The 12774-nt window shown below is 42.6% G+C and carries 12 protein-coding genes and 1 rRNA gene; all 13 read left to right on the top strand.

Translation table 11 applies throughout. The features are described 5' to 3' along the window. The first annotated feature begins 128 nt into the window (after positions 1-128). The 13 genes from BPOF4_RS00405 to BPOF4_RS00465 all read left to right on the top strand — a co-directional run bounded on the left by BPOF4_RS00405 (position 129) and on the right by BPOF4_RS00465 (position 12463). Positions 129-914 carry a type III pantothenate kinase gene (locus BPOF4_RS00405; RefSeq protein ID WP_012957093.1) on the top strand — a complete coding sequence of 262 codons (786 nt, stop codon included), beginning with the start codon at positions 129-131 and terminating at the stop codon, positions 912-914. Between the two features lie 16 nt (positions 915-930). Then, the gene (hslO, locus tag BPOF4_RS00410) at positions 931-1809 is read left to right on the top strand and encodes an Hsp33 family molecular chaperone HslO (protein ID WP_012957094.1); all 879 of its coding nucleotides are present in this window, start codon (positions 931-933) and stop codon (positions 1807-1809) included. A gap of 101 nt (positions 1810-1910) precedes the next feature. Continuing rightward, a complete protein-coding gene (cysK, locus tag BPOF4_RS00415) occupies positions 1911-2834 on the top strand; it encodes a cysteine synthase A (protein WP_012957095.1) in 924 nt (307 codons plus the stop codon). Between the two features lie 139 nt (positions 2835-2973). Further along, positions 2974-4440, top strand: coding sequence for an aminodeoxychorismate synthase, component I (pabB, locus tag BPOF4_RS00420; protein ID WP_012957096.1), 1467 nt, complete (start codon positions 2974-2976; stop codon positions 4438-4440). 22 nt (positions 4441-4462) lie between these two features. Continuing rightward, complete coding sequence (pabA, locus tag BPOF4_RS00425; protein WP_012957097.1) at positions 4463-5047, top strand: aminodeoxychorismate/anthranilate synthase component II; 585 nt, start codon at positions 4463-4465, stop codon at positions 5045-5047. Further along, positions 5044-5901, top strand: a complete 858-nt coding sequence (gene pabC / locus BPOF4_RS00430) for an aminodeoxychorismate lyase (protein ID WP_012957098.1) — start codon at positions 5044-5046, stop codon at positions 5899-5901. Before pabA ends, pabC begins: the two co-directional genes overlap by 4 nt. A gap of 33 nt (positions 5902-5934) precedes the next feature. Beyond that, positions 5935-6696: a dihydropteroate synthase gene (gene folP, locus BPOF4_RS00435; RefSeq protein WP_081457708.1), complete on the top strand. Its 762-nt coding sequence runs from the start codon at positions 5935-5937 to the stop codon at positions 6694-6696. Positions 6697-6698: 2 nt separating this feature from the next. Next, positions 6699-7067, top strand: coding sequence for a dihydroneopterin aldolase (folB, locus tag BPOF4_RS00440; protein ID WP_012957100.1), 369 nt, complete (start codon positions 6699-6701; stop codon positions 7065-7067). Then, a complete protein-coding gene (folK, locus tag BPOF4_RS00445; RefSeq protein ID WP_012957101.1) occupies positions 7057-7584 on the top strand; it encodes a 2-amino-4-hydroxy-6-hydroxymethyldihydropteridine diphosphokinase in 528 nt (175 codons plus the stop codon). The genes folB and folK overlap by 11 nt, the downstream gene beginning before the upstream one ends. After that, positions 7536-7739 carry a helix-turn-helix domain-containing protein gene (locus BPOF4_RS00450; RefSeq protein WP_012957102.1) on the top strand — a complete coding sequence of 68 codons (204 nt, stop codon included), beginning with the start codon at positions 7536-7538 and terminating at the stop codon, positions 7737-7739. Before folK ends, BPOF4_RS00450 begins: the two co-directional genes overlap by 49 nt. A gap of 27 nt (positions 7740-7766) precedes the next feature. Continuing rightward, a complete protein-coding gene (dusB, locus tag BPOF4_RS00455; protein WP_012957103.1) occupies positions 7767-8768 on the top strand; it encodes a tRNA dihydrouridine synthase DusB in 1002 nt (333 codons plus the stop codon). 241 nt (positions 8769-9009) lie between these two features. After that, a complete protein-coding gene (gene lysS / locus BPOF4_RS00460) occupies positions 9010-10509 on the top strand; it encodes a lysine--tRNA ligase (protein WP_012957104.1) in 1500 nt (499 codons plus the stop codon). Positions 10510-10911: 402 nt separating this feature from the next. Further along, positions 10912-12463: ribosomal RNA gene (locus BPOF4_RS00465) — 16S ribosomal RNA — on the top strand. Positions 12464-12774 lie beyond the last annotated feature (311 nt).

The raw sequence follows: 12774 nt of genomic DNA on the forward strand, positions 1-12774 counted from the left end.
GATGAAAGGGAGGGTGTCGGAATCGACATCCTCTTTTCTTTCGTTTAAACTTAAATTCAGTTGTTTGGCCACATATAAATTAGATTCAAATCTGTACTAGGTTTGACCAGAGATAAGAGGTGAGGCAGATGATTCTGGTGGCAGATGTAGGGAATTCAAACATTGCCTTAGGTGTATATAGAAAACATGAATTGATCTATCATTGGCGTATAGCAACGAGCAGGCAAAAATCCGAAGACGAATATGCGATGACCATTAAAGCATTATTTGAGGACAAGGGCTTGCCCTTTGAATCGATTGAAGGAATTATTATCTCTTCAGTCGTCCCGCCTATCATGTATACACTCGAGCAAATGTGCAAGAGATATTTTAAATTAAATCCTATGATCATTGGTCCTGGAATAAAGACAGGGTTGAACATAAAATATGATAACCCGCGCGAAGTAGGGGCAGATCGAATTGTCAATGCAGTTGCCGCTATAGAGTTATACGGCTCGCCGCTTGTTATTGTGGATTTTGGCACAGCTACAACTTACTGCTATATAAACGAGCAAAAACAATATATGGGCGGGGCCATCGCACCCGGCATCTCGATTTCAACAGAAGCCCTATATACAAAGGCTTCAAAACTGCCGCGAATTGAAATAGCGAAGCCTGTGGATGTGCTGGGAAAAAATACGGTACACGCGATGCAAGCAGGGATATTTTTTGGTTATGTCGGTCAAGTTGATGGGATTGTCGGCCGCATGAAGGAACAATCAAAAGAAACTCCTGCTGTTATTGCGACAGGAGGGTTAGCGAGCCTTATCTCTACAGAAGCTAAAAGTATTGATGTGGTTGATCCCTTACTGACATTAAAAGGCTTAAGGATTATTTATGAGAAAAATAAAGAACAACATAAAAACAATTTCTAAATAAAGGAGAATTACAATGAGTGATTATTTAGTAAAAGCAACAGGGTTTGAAGGCAAAGTTCGTGCATATGCATTAGTAGCGACGGATATGATTAATGAGGCAGTTAGAAGACAAGGGACATGGCCGACTGCATCAGCTGCTTTAGGGCGTGCGATGATGGCAAGCACAATGATGGGAGCCATGTTAAAAGGTGATGCTAAATTAACGGTGAAGATTGAAGGCCGCGGTCCAATTGGAGCAATTATTGTAGATGCTAATACAAAAGGAGAATCTCGCGGTTATGTAACGAATCCTCAAACACATTTCGACCTTAACGAGCACGGGAAACTTGATGTAGCTCGTGCAGTAGGCACGGATGGCTATTTATCAGTTGTAAAAGATATCGGTATGAGAGATAACTTTACTGGAAGTGTTCCGATTGTATCAGGAGAACTTGGGGAAGATTTCACGTATTATTTCGCTTCTTCAGAACAAACTCCATCGTCAGTTGGTGTAGGGGTTCTGGTAAATCCAGACAACTCTATTTTGGCTGCGGGCGGATTTATTATTCAATTAATGCCAGGTGCGGATGATGAAGTCATTTCTGAAATCGAAAAACGACTAAACTCGATTCCTCCAATTTCAAAGCTTGTAGAAGCAGGTATGCCGCCAGAAGAAATGTTAAAAGCGCTGCTTGGTGATGATAATGTTAAGTTTTTAGATCATATGCCGGTTGCTTTCTCATGTGCATGCTCTAAAGAACGTGTAGCGAATGCTATTACGAGTCTTGGTAAAGAAGAAATTCAAGAAATGATTGACGAAGACGGGGGAGCTGAAACTCGCTGTAACTTCTGTAATGAAGTCTATGCGTTTGATGTCGCTGAGCTAGAGAAATTACTAACAGAAACTAAATAAATTGGAAATTGGGCTTTTTATTGATTGACTTATCTGAAAACGTCTGCTAACATTATTTATACAAAACCTATGAAATTACTTGGGATTAGGAGGCGCTATCCATGAAAGTTGTTCAATCAATTACGGAGTTAATTGGCAACACGCCGCTAGTAAAATTAAATCGTCTTGTTACTGATAAGCACGCCGATGTGTATTTGAAATTAGAATTTATGAACCCGGGGAGCAGTGTAAAGGATCGTATTGGATTAGCAATGATCGAAGCTGCAGAAAAAGATGGGACATTAAAAGCTGGAGATACAATTGTTGAACCGACAAGTGGTAACACAGGAATTGGATTAGCAATGGTCGCAGCTGCAAAAGGATATAAAACGAAATTAGTAATGCCTGAGACAATGAGTATGGAGCGTCGTAACTTGTTACGCGCTTATGGAGCTGAGCTTGTTCTAACGCCAGGACCAGAAGGGATGGGCGGTGCGATCCGTAAAGCGACAGAGCTTGCAAAAGAAAACGGCTACTTCATGCCGCAGCAATTTGAAAATGATTCCAACCCTAAAATCCATCGTGAGACGACAGGAAAAGAGCTTCTAGAGCAAGTAGATGGGCAGCTTGATGGGTTTGTTTCTGGAATTGGAACAGGCGGTACGATTACAGGTGCCGGCGGTTTCTTGAAAGAACATTTTCCAAACCTGCATATTGCAGCAGTAGAACCTCAAGACTCGCCAATCTTATCAGGAGGAAACCCAGGACCTCATAAGATTCAAGGAATTGGTGCGGGTTTTGTTCCAGATATTCTAGATACCGCTGTATATGATGAAGTTATTCAAGTATCCACTGAGCAAGCATTTGAATATGCTCGTCGTGCAGCAAGAGAAGAAGGAATCCTTGGAGGAATTTCATCTGGGGCTGCCATTTACTCTGCGCTTCAATTAGCTGAAAAGCTTGGACCGGGTAAAAAGGTAGTAGCGATTATTCCTTCAAATGGTGAACGTTACTTAAGTACACCACTTTATCAATTCGAAGATTAAATGAAGACAAACAGCCGCGCCTTCTGGTGAGGCTGTTTTTTCTTATAGGCCGTTTCCATTATTAGTCGGCTCTCTTACTCGGTCTTGTTCTTTTCTTCTATTTCGTTGTCATGTAGAATGGATAGTAGAAAGAAATGAAATGAACGGAGTGAAGCCGTTGGAACGGAATGGCCTATCAAAAGAAAAGATGAATTGGACCGCAAAGGCGAGTTCTTTTTCATTAAGCAAAGAAAAATGGTTTGAAGTATATAAACGATTATCTAATGAAAAACCCCATCACGTCCTTTTAGAAAGCGGGCGCGGCGGTCAATACAGTATTATAGGACTTGATCCGTTTGCGATTGTGGAAGGGAAGGGCGAGGTTCTTACCGTTAAACGGGGAAACGAAACCGAAACGAAAAATGGGAAACTTCTCGATTCATTAAAAGAGGTTATGGCGCCTTACCGGACAGCTGTATTGCCAGATACACCTTCATTTCAAGGAGGGGCGATTGGTTACTTAAGCTATGATATTGTCCGGGAAATCGAAAAGCTTCCTCATATATCAAACGATGATCTAGGTCTGCCTGATCTTTACTTTATGCTTTTTCATGATGTATTTATTTATGAGCATAAGGAAGAAAAGATGTGGGCCATTGTTCATGGAGAACAAGATCATGTAAGTGAGTTAGAGGAAAGATTAAAGCATTACGAAGAATTATGGACAAAGACGTCTGCTGAAACCACTTGGAGTTATGGGGCTAGGGAAGCTAATCCTGATGCAGATGCTTCGATGAGTGAAGAGGAGTTTGGGGCTGCAGTAGAAAAAATTAAAGAGTACATTGCAGCTGGAGATGTTTTTCAGGTGAATCTATCGGTGAGACAGTCTAAAGGGCTTAGGTGCGAACCGATGCATGTGTATGAGACACTGCGAAAATTGAATCCATCTCCATACATGAGCTATTTCGAAACGCCGGATGTCCAATTTGTTAGTGCTTCACCAGAACTGCTCGTAAAAAAGCAAGGAATGGAAGTGAGTACGCGTCCGATTGCAGGAACGCGCTCACGTGGAAAAAATGAAGAAGAAGACAGAGAGCTTGCTGCGACTTTAATAGAAAATGAAAAAGAACGAGCTGAACATGTGATGCTTGTGGATTTAGAGAGAAATGATTTAGGGCGTGTTTGTGAGTACGGCACTGTCGAAGTAAACGAATTAATGGTGATTGAAAAGTATTCACACGTGATGCATATCGTCTCTAATGTGCGCGGGATGCTCAATGATCAATACGATTTGTATGAGGTCATACGAGCGACTTTTCCTGGAGGAACAATTACGGGTGCACCAAAAGTACGGACGATGGAAATTATCGAAGAGCTAGAGCCTGTAAGAAGAGGTATTTACACAGGGTCGATCGGCTGGATTGGGTTTAACGATGAAATGGAGTTGAATATTACAATCCGGACGATGGTGTGTAAGGATGGGCAGGCTCATGTGCAGGCGGGAGCAGGAATTGTAATTGATTCAAACCCTAAGCATGAGTATAAGGAATCATTAAAGAAAGCAAGAGCATTGTGGCATGCCCTTGAGTTGAGTGAAGAAGAGTTGAGTTCGAAATTAAATAGCTAGTTGAGCTGAGGAGGAACTATTTATGATTATTATGATTGATAACTATGATTCTTTTACGTATAACTTGGTGCAGTATTTAGGGGAAATGGGAGAAGAGCTGATTGTTAAGCGTAACGATCAGATTACAATTGAAGAAATTGAAGAACTTAACCCTGATTACTTAATGATTTCACCTGGACCGTGCAGTCCTAATGAGGCGGGGATCAGCCTTGAGGCAATCCGTTACTTTGCTGGTAAAATTCCTATCTTCGGTGTATGTCTCGGTCATCAATCGATTGCTCAAGTGTTTGGTGGAGATGTGATTCGTGCAGAGCGTTTAATGCATGGTAAAACCTCTTTAGTCCATCATAATGAGAAAACAATCTTTAAAAATATTCCTACGCCGCTAACAGCTACTCGTTACCACTCGTTAATTGTAAAAAGAGAAACGCTGCCTGAATGCTTTGAGATTACAGCTGAAACGGAAGCGGGAGAAATTATGGCGATTCGTCATAAAGAGCTGGCGATTGAAGGTGTTCAATTCCATCCGGAGTCGATTATGACGGATGCAGGGAAAGTTTTATTGCGTAACTTTGTTAAGACATATCGCAAGGAACCAGTAGAATGATGATGTATGTAGATGGTGAACTCGTTTCAGGCGAACAAGCGAAAGTGTCTGTTTTTGACCATGGTTACATGTATGGACTAGGGTTGTTTGAGACATTTCGCGTGTATAATGGTCATCCTTTTCTATTGGATGACCATTTTCGCCGTTTGCAAGAAGGATTACATATGCTTGGCATAGAGTGGGAGATGAACCGTCAAGATATGAGCCGTGTCATCGATCAGCTGATCAATGCCAATCAATATCAAGATCAAGATGTGTATGTAAGGTGGAACGTTTCTGCGGGTGATAAGGGACTTGGGCTTTATACGGGGCAATACACTGAACCTGTAACCGTAGTGTATACCAAGTCGCTCCCTGAACAGATGGGCCGAGAAAAACAAGGTGTTATTTTAAAGACGAGACGCAATACACCTGAAACGAAGGTGCGGTTGAAGTCACATCACTATTTGAATAATATAATGGCTAAACGTGAAATAGGATCAGATCCTTCAGTTGAAGGCATTTTTTTAACGGAAGATGGCTATCTAGCTGAGGGGATTGTTTCGAACTTATTCTGGGTAAAGAACAGTATCGTGTATACCCCCTCTATTGAAACGGGTATTCTGAATGGTATAACGAGGCAGTTTGTAATCAAGATGTTTGAAGACAGCGGGTATATCGTAAATGCAGGAAAGTATCCAAAAGAAGAGCTTTATGAGGCCGATGAAGTGTTTGTGACCAATTCTATACAAGAAGTTGTCTCTCTTACAAGTATCGACCGCCATACGTATGATTCAAAACAAACCATAACGAGAGAGCTGCAACAAAGGTATAAGCTATACAGCAAAAAGCTTTGGAGCAAGAGTGAGTTATAAGGAGGGTGCACCGTGGGTAAACGTACAAAAATTATGGGGATTTTGAATGCAACCCCAGATTCCTTTTCTGATGGCGGTAAATATAACGATGTCGAAGCAGCTAAAAGAAGAGCGTTGGAAATGATTGTGCAAGGTGCTGATATTATTGATATTGGTGGAGAATCAACTCGTCCTGGCTTTGAAAAAGTCGAGGCAGATGAAGAGCTTGCCAGAGTCATTCCGGTCATTGAAGCGGTAAGAGGTGTAACGGATGTTCCGATCTCTATTGATACGTACAAAGCGTACGTAGCTCGGGAAGCCATTAAGGCGGGTGCGACGATCATTAATGATGTATGGGGAGCTAAGGCTGATCCACTGATGGCTCAAGTAGCAGCTGACACTGGTGTTGAAATTATTTTGATGCACAATCGTGACAATACAGAGTACACAGATCTACTTCTAGATATGAAACAAGATATAGAAGAGAGTATCGCTTTATGCCATCAAGCTGGCGTAAAAGATGAGAAAATTATTTTAGATCCGGGCATCGGCTTCGCTAAAACGTACGAGCAAAATCTTGAAGTGATGCGCAGGCTTGATGAATTTACTGCTTTAGGGTACCCCGTTCTTTTAGGCACTTCTAGAAAAAGGTTTATTGCAAAAACATTAGACCTCCCTGTTGATGAACGTGTTGAAGGAACTGGCGCTACGGTATGCTTAGGTATAGCTAAAGGCTGTGAAATTGTACGTGTACATGATGTTCTTGAAATGAGCAGAATGGCAAAGATGATGGATGCAATGCTGGGAGGCGAATGATAATGGATAAAATCTATATGGATGGATTAGAATTTTACGGCTATCATGGGGTCTTTAAAGAAGAAAATAAACTAGGGCAGCGCTTTTATGTAGACTTAACGCTAGACCTAGATTTAAAGAAGGCTTCTGCATCTGACAATATTGATGAAACGATCAATTACGGCGAGGTTTATAAGAAGGTAGAAGAAATTGTTGAAGGAGAGCCCTATAAGCTGGTAGAAACGGTTGCTGAGAAGATTGCGGCTGACTTGCTTGGCTCCTATCAACGGCTAGAAAGGTGCACGGTGAAGCTTATTAAGCCTGACCCGCCTATTCCTGGTCATTATAAATCTGTTGCGGTTGAAATCACAAGGGGGAAAAATGAAGCATAATGTCTATATTGCTCTCGGCTCTAATATAGGGGACCGAGCTGCCTATCTTGAAGAAGCGATCGATCGGCTGGATAAAGAAGAGGATATCAAAGTCGTTAAAAGATCTTCTATCTATGAAACGGAACCTGTAGGGTATGTCGATCAACAGTCATTTTTAAATATGGTTATACAAGCTAAGACGAATTTAAGTCCAGAGAAATTATTGGAGATGACTCAATCAATAGAAGATACATGCGGACGCAAGCGCGATATCAGGTGGGGACCAAGAACAATTGATCTTGACATTCTCCTTTTCGATCAACAAAATATGAAAGTAGAGAACCTATGCATACCCCATCCTAGAATGTGGGAACGTGCATTCGTAATCGTGCCATTATATGAACTTAACTCTGAACTTAATTTTCAATCACGTAATCAAACGATAAAAGATATATACGAGGCGTTGCCAGATAAAGAGGGTGTAAACGTATGGAAATCGAGAGTTGGGGCAGAAGGATCAGAGCATTTCGAAAGCTAAAAGGTTTTACCCAGCAGCGATTTGCTAAAGAGATGGGGATATCTGTTTCTGTATTAGGTGAAGTGGAGCGAGGCAGCAGAGAACCTGATGAAAAAATGCTCAAGAAAGTAACATCGGTTTTAAATATAACGAAGCAAGATTTAATCCAAAGGTGATCAGACAAAACCTAGAGGTGAATTGAAGTGTTAAAGATCGGTAATATTGAAATGAAAAACCAAGTTGTCCTTGCACCGATGGCTGGCGTTTGTAATCCGGCTTTCCGTTTAATTGCTAAGGAATTTGGTGCCGGCTTAGTATGTGCAGAAATGGTAAGTGATAAGGCGATTCTACACAAAAATGAAAGGTCTCTAAGCATGTTATATGTAGATGATCGCGAAAAGCCTCTAAGCTTACAAATTTTTGGCGGGGAAAAAGAAACGCTTGTTGAGGCAGCTAAGTTTGTTGATAAAAATACAAATGCAGATATTATTGATATCAACATGGGCTGTCCTGTCCCGAAAATCACTAAATGTGATGCAGGTGCGAGATGGCTGCTTGATCCGAATAAAATTTATGAAATGGTTGCAGCGACAGTAGATGCCGTTGATAAACCTGTAACAGTTAAGATGCGTATCGGCTGGGATGAGGATCATATCTTTGCAGTTGAAAACGCGCGTGCAGTTGAACGTGCAGGGGGGAGTGCGGTTGCTGTTCATGGTCGTACTCGTGTCCAGATGTATGAAGGACATGCAGATTGGAACATCATTAAAGAAGTAAAAGATGCTGTAAATATTCCTGTAATCGGAAATGGCGATGTGCAGTCTCCGCAAGATGCTCGTCGTATGATAGATGAAATAGGTGTTGATGGTGTAATGATAGGTCGTGCTGCACTAGGAAACCCATGGATGCTTTATCGTACAGTGAAGTATCTAGAAAATGGGGAGCTAATGCCTGATCCTACACCGCGTGAGAAGATCGACGTGTGCATGATTCACTTAGATCGCTTAATTGCTCTAAGAGGTGAATCTGTTGCTGTGCGGGAAATGAGAAAGCACGCAGCATGGTATTTGAAAGGGTTGCGCGGCGGCGGCCGTATCAGAGATCAAATTAACATGTTCGAATCAAGAGATGATGTAGCGAAAACATTGTATGATTATATTGACCAGCTAGAAGAGGAAATGGCTAATGAGTCAATTGTCGTTTGACTTTAAGTGAATAATTAACTATAATGCGTTTGAGTTTATGAAACTGCCAGCTAACCCCTGGCAGTTTTTCTATGTCAAAAAAACCTGTATAATGATAACTGATAAGTTAATCTCGAGTAGCGAATCATTAAATTCGATTGGTTGACTTAAAGGATAAGTGTAATCTAGTTATAGAACAAAAAAGATTTGATTATAATGAGTTCACAATATGGACTCATAAAATAGAGGAGATGAAAAAGTAATGAGCCAAGAGGTCGAATTAAATGATTTACTTGCCGTACGAAGAGACAAGCTTTCTCAATTAGAAGCACAAGGAGCAAACCCGTTCGGCGGCCGTTTTGAGAGAACCCATACAGCCAAAACAATGGAGAGTACATTTACAGAGTTATCTAAAGAAGAATTAGAAGAGCAAGGTCATGAAGTAACGCTGGCTGGACGTATTATGACTAAGCGTGGAAAAGGGAAAGCTGGTTTTGCCCACATCCAAGACTTATCTGGTCAAGTTCAAATTTATGTTCGTAAGGATGCAGTGGGTGAAGAGCAGTATGATCTTTTCACTTCTATTGATATTGGAGATATTGTAGGTGTAACAGGTACGGCTTTCAAAACAAAAGTAGGAGAGTTATCAGTTAAAGTAACTGATTTTCAAATTCTTTCAAAATCATTACGCCCGCTTCCGGATAAGTTTCATGGCTTAAAAGATATTGAGCAACGTTACCGCCAACGTTATGTAGACTTAATAATGAACCCAGAAGTGCGTGATACGTTTGTATTACGTAGTAAAATATTGCAATCTATGCGCCGTTATTTAGATAATCGTGGATTCCTTGAAGTAGAAACTCCTACTATGCACTCGATTGCAGGCGGAGCATCTGCACGTCCTTTTGTCACGCATCACAATGCGTTAGACATGACTTTATATATGCGTATAGCAATTGAGCTTCACCTGAAGCGTCTTATTGTAGGCGGCATGGAGAAGGTATATGAGATCGGCCGTGTATTCCGTAATGAAGGGGTATCTACTAGACATAACCCAGAGTTTACAATGATTGAGTTATATGAAGCTTATGCAGACTATCAAGACATTATGGAGCTTACAGAAGAACTTGTCGCCCATATTGCTAGGGAAGTATTAGGGACAACAAAGGTCACATACGGTGAGTATGAAGTAGACCTAGAGCCTAAGTGGACTCGTGTGCATATGGTGGATGCTATTAAAGAAAAGAGCGGCGTTGATTTCTGGCCTGAAATGACTGATGAAGAAGCTCGTGCTCTTGCAAAAGAACACAAGGTACCGGTAAAAGAAACAATGACATACGGCCACGTTGTTAATGAGTTCTTTGAACACTTTGTTGAAGAGTCGCTTATTCAGCCTACATTTATATACGGCCACCCAACAGCCATCTCTCCTCTAGCTAAGAAAAATCCTGAAGACGAGCGTTTCACAGATCGTTTTGAGTTGTTTATTGTCGGACGTGAGCACGCGAATGCCTTCTCTGAGTTAAATGACCCTATTGATCAGCGCCAGCGCTTTGAGCAGCAGCTGGTTGAGCGCGAACAAGGCGATGATGAAGCTCATATGATGGATGAGGACTTTGTAGAGTCTCTTGAATATGGAATGCCTCCTACTGGTGGACTAGGGATCGGTATTGACCGTTTAGTAATGTTACTAACTAATTCCCCGTCTATTCGTGACGTGCTGCTATTCCCGCAAATGAGAAATCGTGAACAAAGTGAATAAACGTAAAAAGTCCAGGTCATAATGAAGACCTGGACTTTTTCTCTTTATATTGGTTTAGTCTGTCGTTAAACGGGTAATGCCGTTATAATGGAAGGAAATTTTAGCTTTCAAAAAAACTTTTAAAAAAGTTTATAAAAACAGTTGCAACTTTTTATCCAGGGTGATATATTATTACTTGTCGCTGAGACAACAACGAAACAAACAACAGCGATCGAAAAACTTTTTAAAAAAGATCTTGACGCTGATAGTTGAAAGTGTTAAGATAGTTAAGTCGCCAATGAGCGACGGACAAGTTCTTTGAAAACTGAACAAAAGCCAAGCAAAATAGAGATACATGATATCTCGTCAATTATTAACGCAAGATGATTTTTCATCCTGTGTAAGTGAGCTTAATCAAACACTTTTATGGAGAGTTTGATCCTGGCTCAGGACGAACGCTGGCGGCGTGCCTAATACATGCAAGTCGAGCGGACTGATGGGAGCTTGCTCCCTGATGTTAGCGGCGGACGGGTGAGTAACACGTGGGCAACCTGCCTGTAAGACTGGGATAACTCCGGGAAACCGGGGCTAATACCGGATAACCCGTTCCACCTCATGGTGGAGCGGTAAAAGATGGCCTCTGGCTATCACTTACAGATGGGCCCGCGGCGCATTAGCTAGTTGGTAAGGTAACGGCTTACCAAGGCGACGATGCGTAGCCGACCTGAGAGGGTGATCGGCCACACTGGGACTGAGACACGGCCCAGACTCCTACGGGAGGCAGCAGTAGGGGATCTTCCGCAATGGACGAAAGTCTGACGGAGCAACGCCGCGTGAGTGATGAAGGTTTTCGGATCGTAAAGCTCTGTTGTTAGGGAAGAACAAGTGCCGTTTGAATAAGGCGGCACCTTGACGGTACCTAACCAGAAAGCCACGGCTAACTACGTGCCAGCAGCCGCGGTAATACGTAGGTGGCAAGCGTTGTCCGGAATTATTGGGCGTAAAGCGCGCGCAGGCGGTCTCTTAAGTCTGATGTGAAAGCCCACGGCTCAACCGTGGAGGGTCATTGGAAACTGGGAGACTTGAGTACAGAAGAGGAGAGTGGAATTCCACGTGTAGCGGTGAAATGCGTAGATATGTGGAGGAACACCAGTGGCGAAGGCGACTCTCTGGTCTGTAACTGACGCTGAGGCGCGAAAGCGTGGGGAGCAAACAGGATTAGATACCCTGGTAGTCCACGCCGTAAACGATGAGTGCTAGGTGTTAGGGGTTTCGATGCCCTTAGTGCCGAAGTTAACACATTAAGCACTCCGCCTGGGGAGTACGACCGCAAGGTTGAAACTCAAAGGAATTGACGGGGGCCCGCACAAGCAGTGGAGCATGTGGTTTAATTCGAAGCAACGCGAAGAACCTTACCAGGTCTTGACATCCTTTGACCACTCTAGAGATAGAGCTTTCCCCTTCGGGGGACAAAGTGACAGGTGGTGCATGGTTGTCGTCAGCTCGTGTCGTGAGATGTTGGGTTAAGTCCCGCAACGAGCGCAACCCTTGATCTTAGTTGCCAGCATTCAGTTGGGCACTCTAAGGTGACTGCCGGTGACAAACCGGAGGAAGGTGGGGATGACGTCAAATCATCATGCCCCTTATGACCTGGGCTACACACGTGCTACAATGGATGGTACAAAGGGCTGCAAAACCGCGAGGTTGAGCGAATCCCATAAAGCCATTCTCAGTTCGGATTGTAGGCTGCAACTCGCCTACATGAAGCCGGAATTGCTAGTAATCGCGGATCAGCATGCCGCGGTGAATACGTTCCCGGGCCTTGTACACACCGCCCGTCACACCACGAGAGTTTGTAACACCCGAAGTCGGTGAGGTAACCTTTTGGAGCCAGCCGCCTAAGGTGGGACAGATGATTGGGGTGAAGTCGTAACAAGGTAGCCGTATCGGAAGGTGCGGCTGGATCACCTCCTTTCTATGGAGTATTTAACTCTAGTCGATGTATGATCTTACGATCATATACGCTTTGGATCTTTTGTTCAGTTTTGAGAGAACACAAAACTCTCTATTAAAAGCTTTTGCTCCTGCGATTACTCGTCGCAAGGCTGCATGAAGCGAAAACTGAGAAGTGTTACATGATGTAAATGAAGTCAGTAGCCTTGTTCAGTTTTGAAGGAACTATCCTTCAATTAGATACTAATTCTCACCAAGTTGAGTAAGAGTTAGTACTTGGTTCTTTGAAAACTAGATAATGAAATGTAAACATATTTGTTCATCGGTATCTTT

This window comes from Alkalihalophilus pseudofirmus OF4, assembly GCF_000005825.2.
In the GTDB taxonomy this organism is placed as follows: Bacteria; Bacillota; Bacilli; order Bacillales; family Bacillaceae_D; genus Alkalihalophilus; species Alkalihalophilus pseudofirmus.

What these genes read in the sequence shown, in the direction of transcription:
- cysK (WP_012957095.1), top strand. Translation starts at nt 1,911, where the DNA reads ATGAAAGTTGTTCAATCAATTACGGAGTTAATTGGCAACACGCCGCTA.
- folK (WP_012957101.1), top strand. Translation starts at nt 7,057, where the DNA reads ATGAAGCATAATGTCTATATTGCTCTCGGCTCTAATATAGGGGACCGA.
- hslO (WP_012957094.1), top strand. Translation starts at nt 931, where the DNA reads ATGAGTGATTATTTAGTAAAAGCAACAGGGTTTGAAGGCAAAGTTCGT.
- folP (WP_081457708.1), top strand. Translation starts at nt 5,935, where the DNA reads ATGGGGATTTTGAATGCAACCCCAGATTCCTTTTCTGATGGCGGTAAA.
- pabB (WP_012957096.1), top strand. Translation starts at nt 2,974, where the DNA reads ATGAACGGAGTGAAGCCGTTGGAACGGAATGGCCTATCAAAAGAAAAG.
- pabA (WP_012957097.1), top strand. Translation starts at nt 4,463, where the DNA reads ATGATTATTATGATTGATAACTATGATTCTTTTACGTATAACTTGGTG.
- pabC (WP_012957098.1), top strand. Translation starts at nt 5,044, where the DNA reads ATGATGATGTATGTAGATGGTGAACTCGTTTCAGGCGAACAAGCGAAA.
- BPOF4_RS00405 (WP_012957093.1), top strand. Translation starts at nt 129, where the DNA reads ATGATTCTGGTGGCAGATGTAGGGAATTCAAACATTGCCTTAGGTGTA.
- lysS (WP_012957104.1), top strand. Translation starts at nt 9,010, where the DNA reads ATGAGCCAAGAGGTCGAATTAAATGATTTACTTGCCGTACGAAGAGAC.
- folB (WP_012957100.1), top strand. Translation starts at nt 6,699, where the DNA reads ATGGATAAAATCTATATGGATGGATTAGAATTTTACGGCTATCATGGG.
- BPOF4_RS00450 (WP_012957102.1), top strand. Translation starts at nt 7,536, where the DNA reads ATGGAAATCGAGAGTTGGGGCAGAAGGATCAGAGCATTTCGAAAGCTA.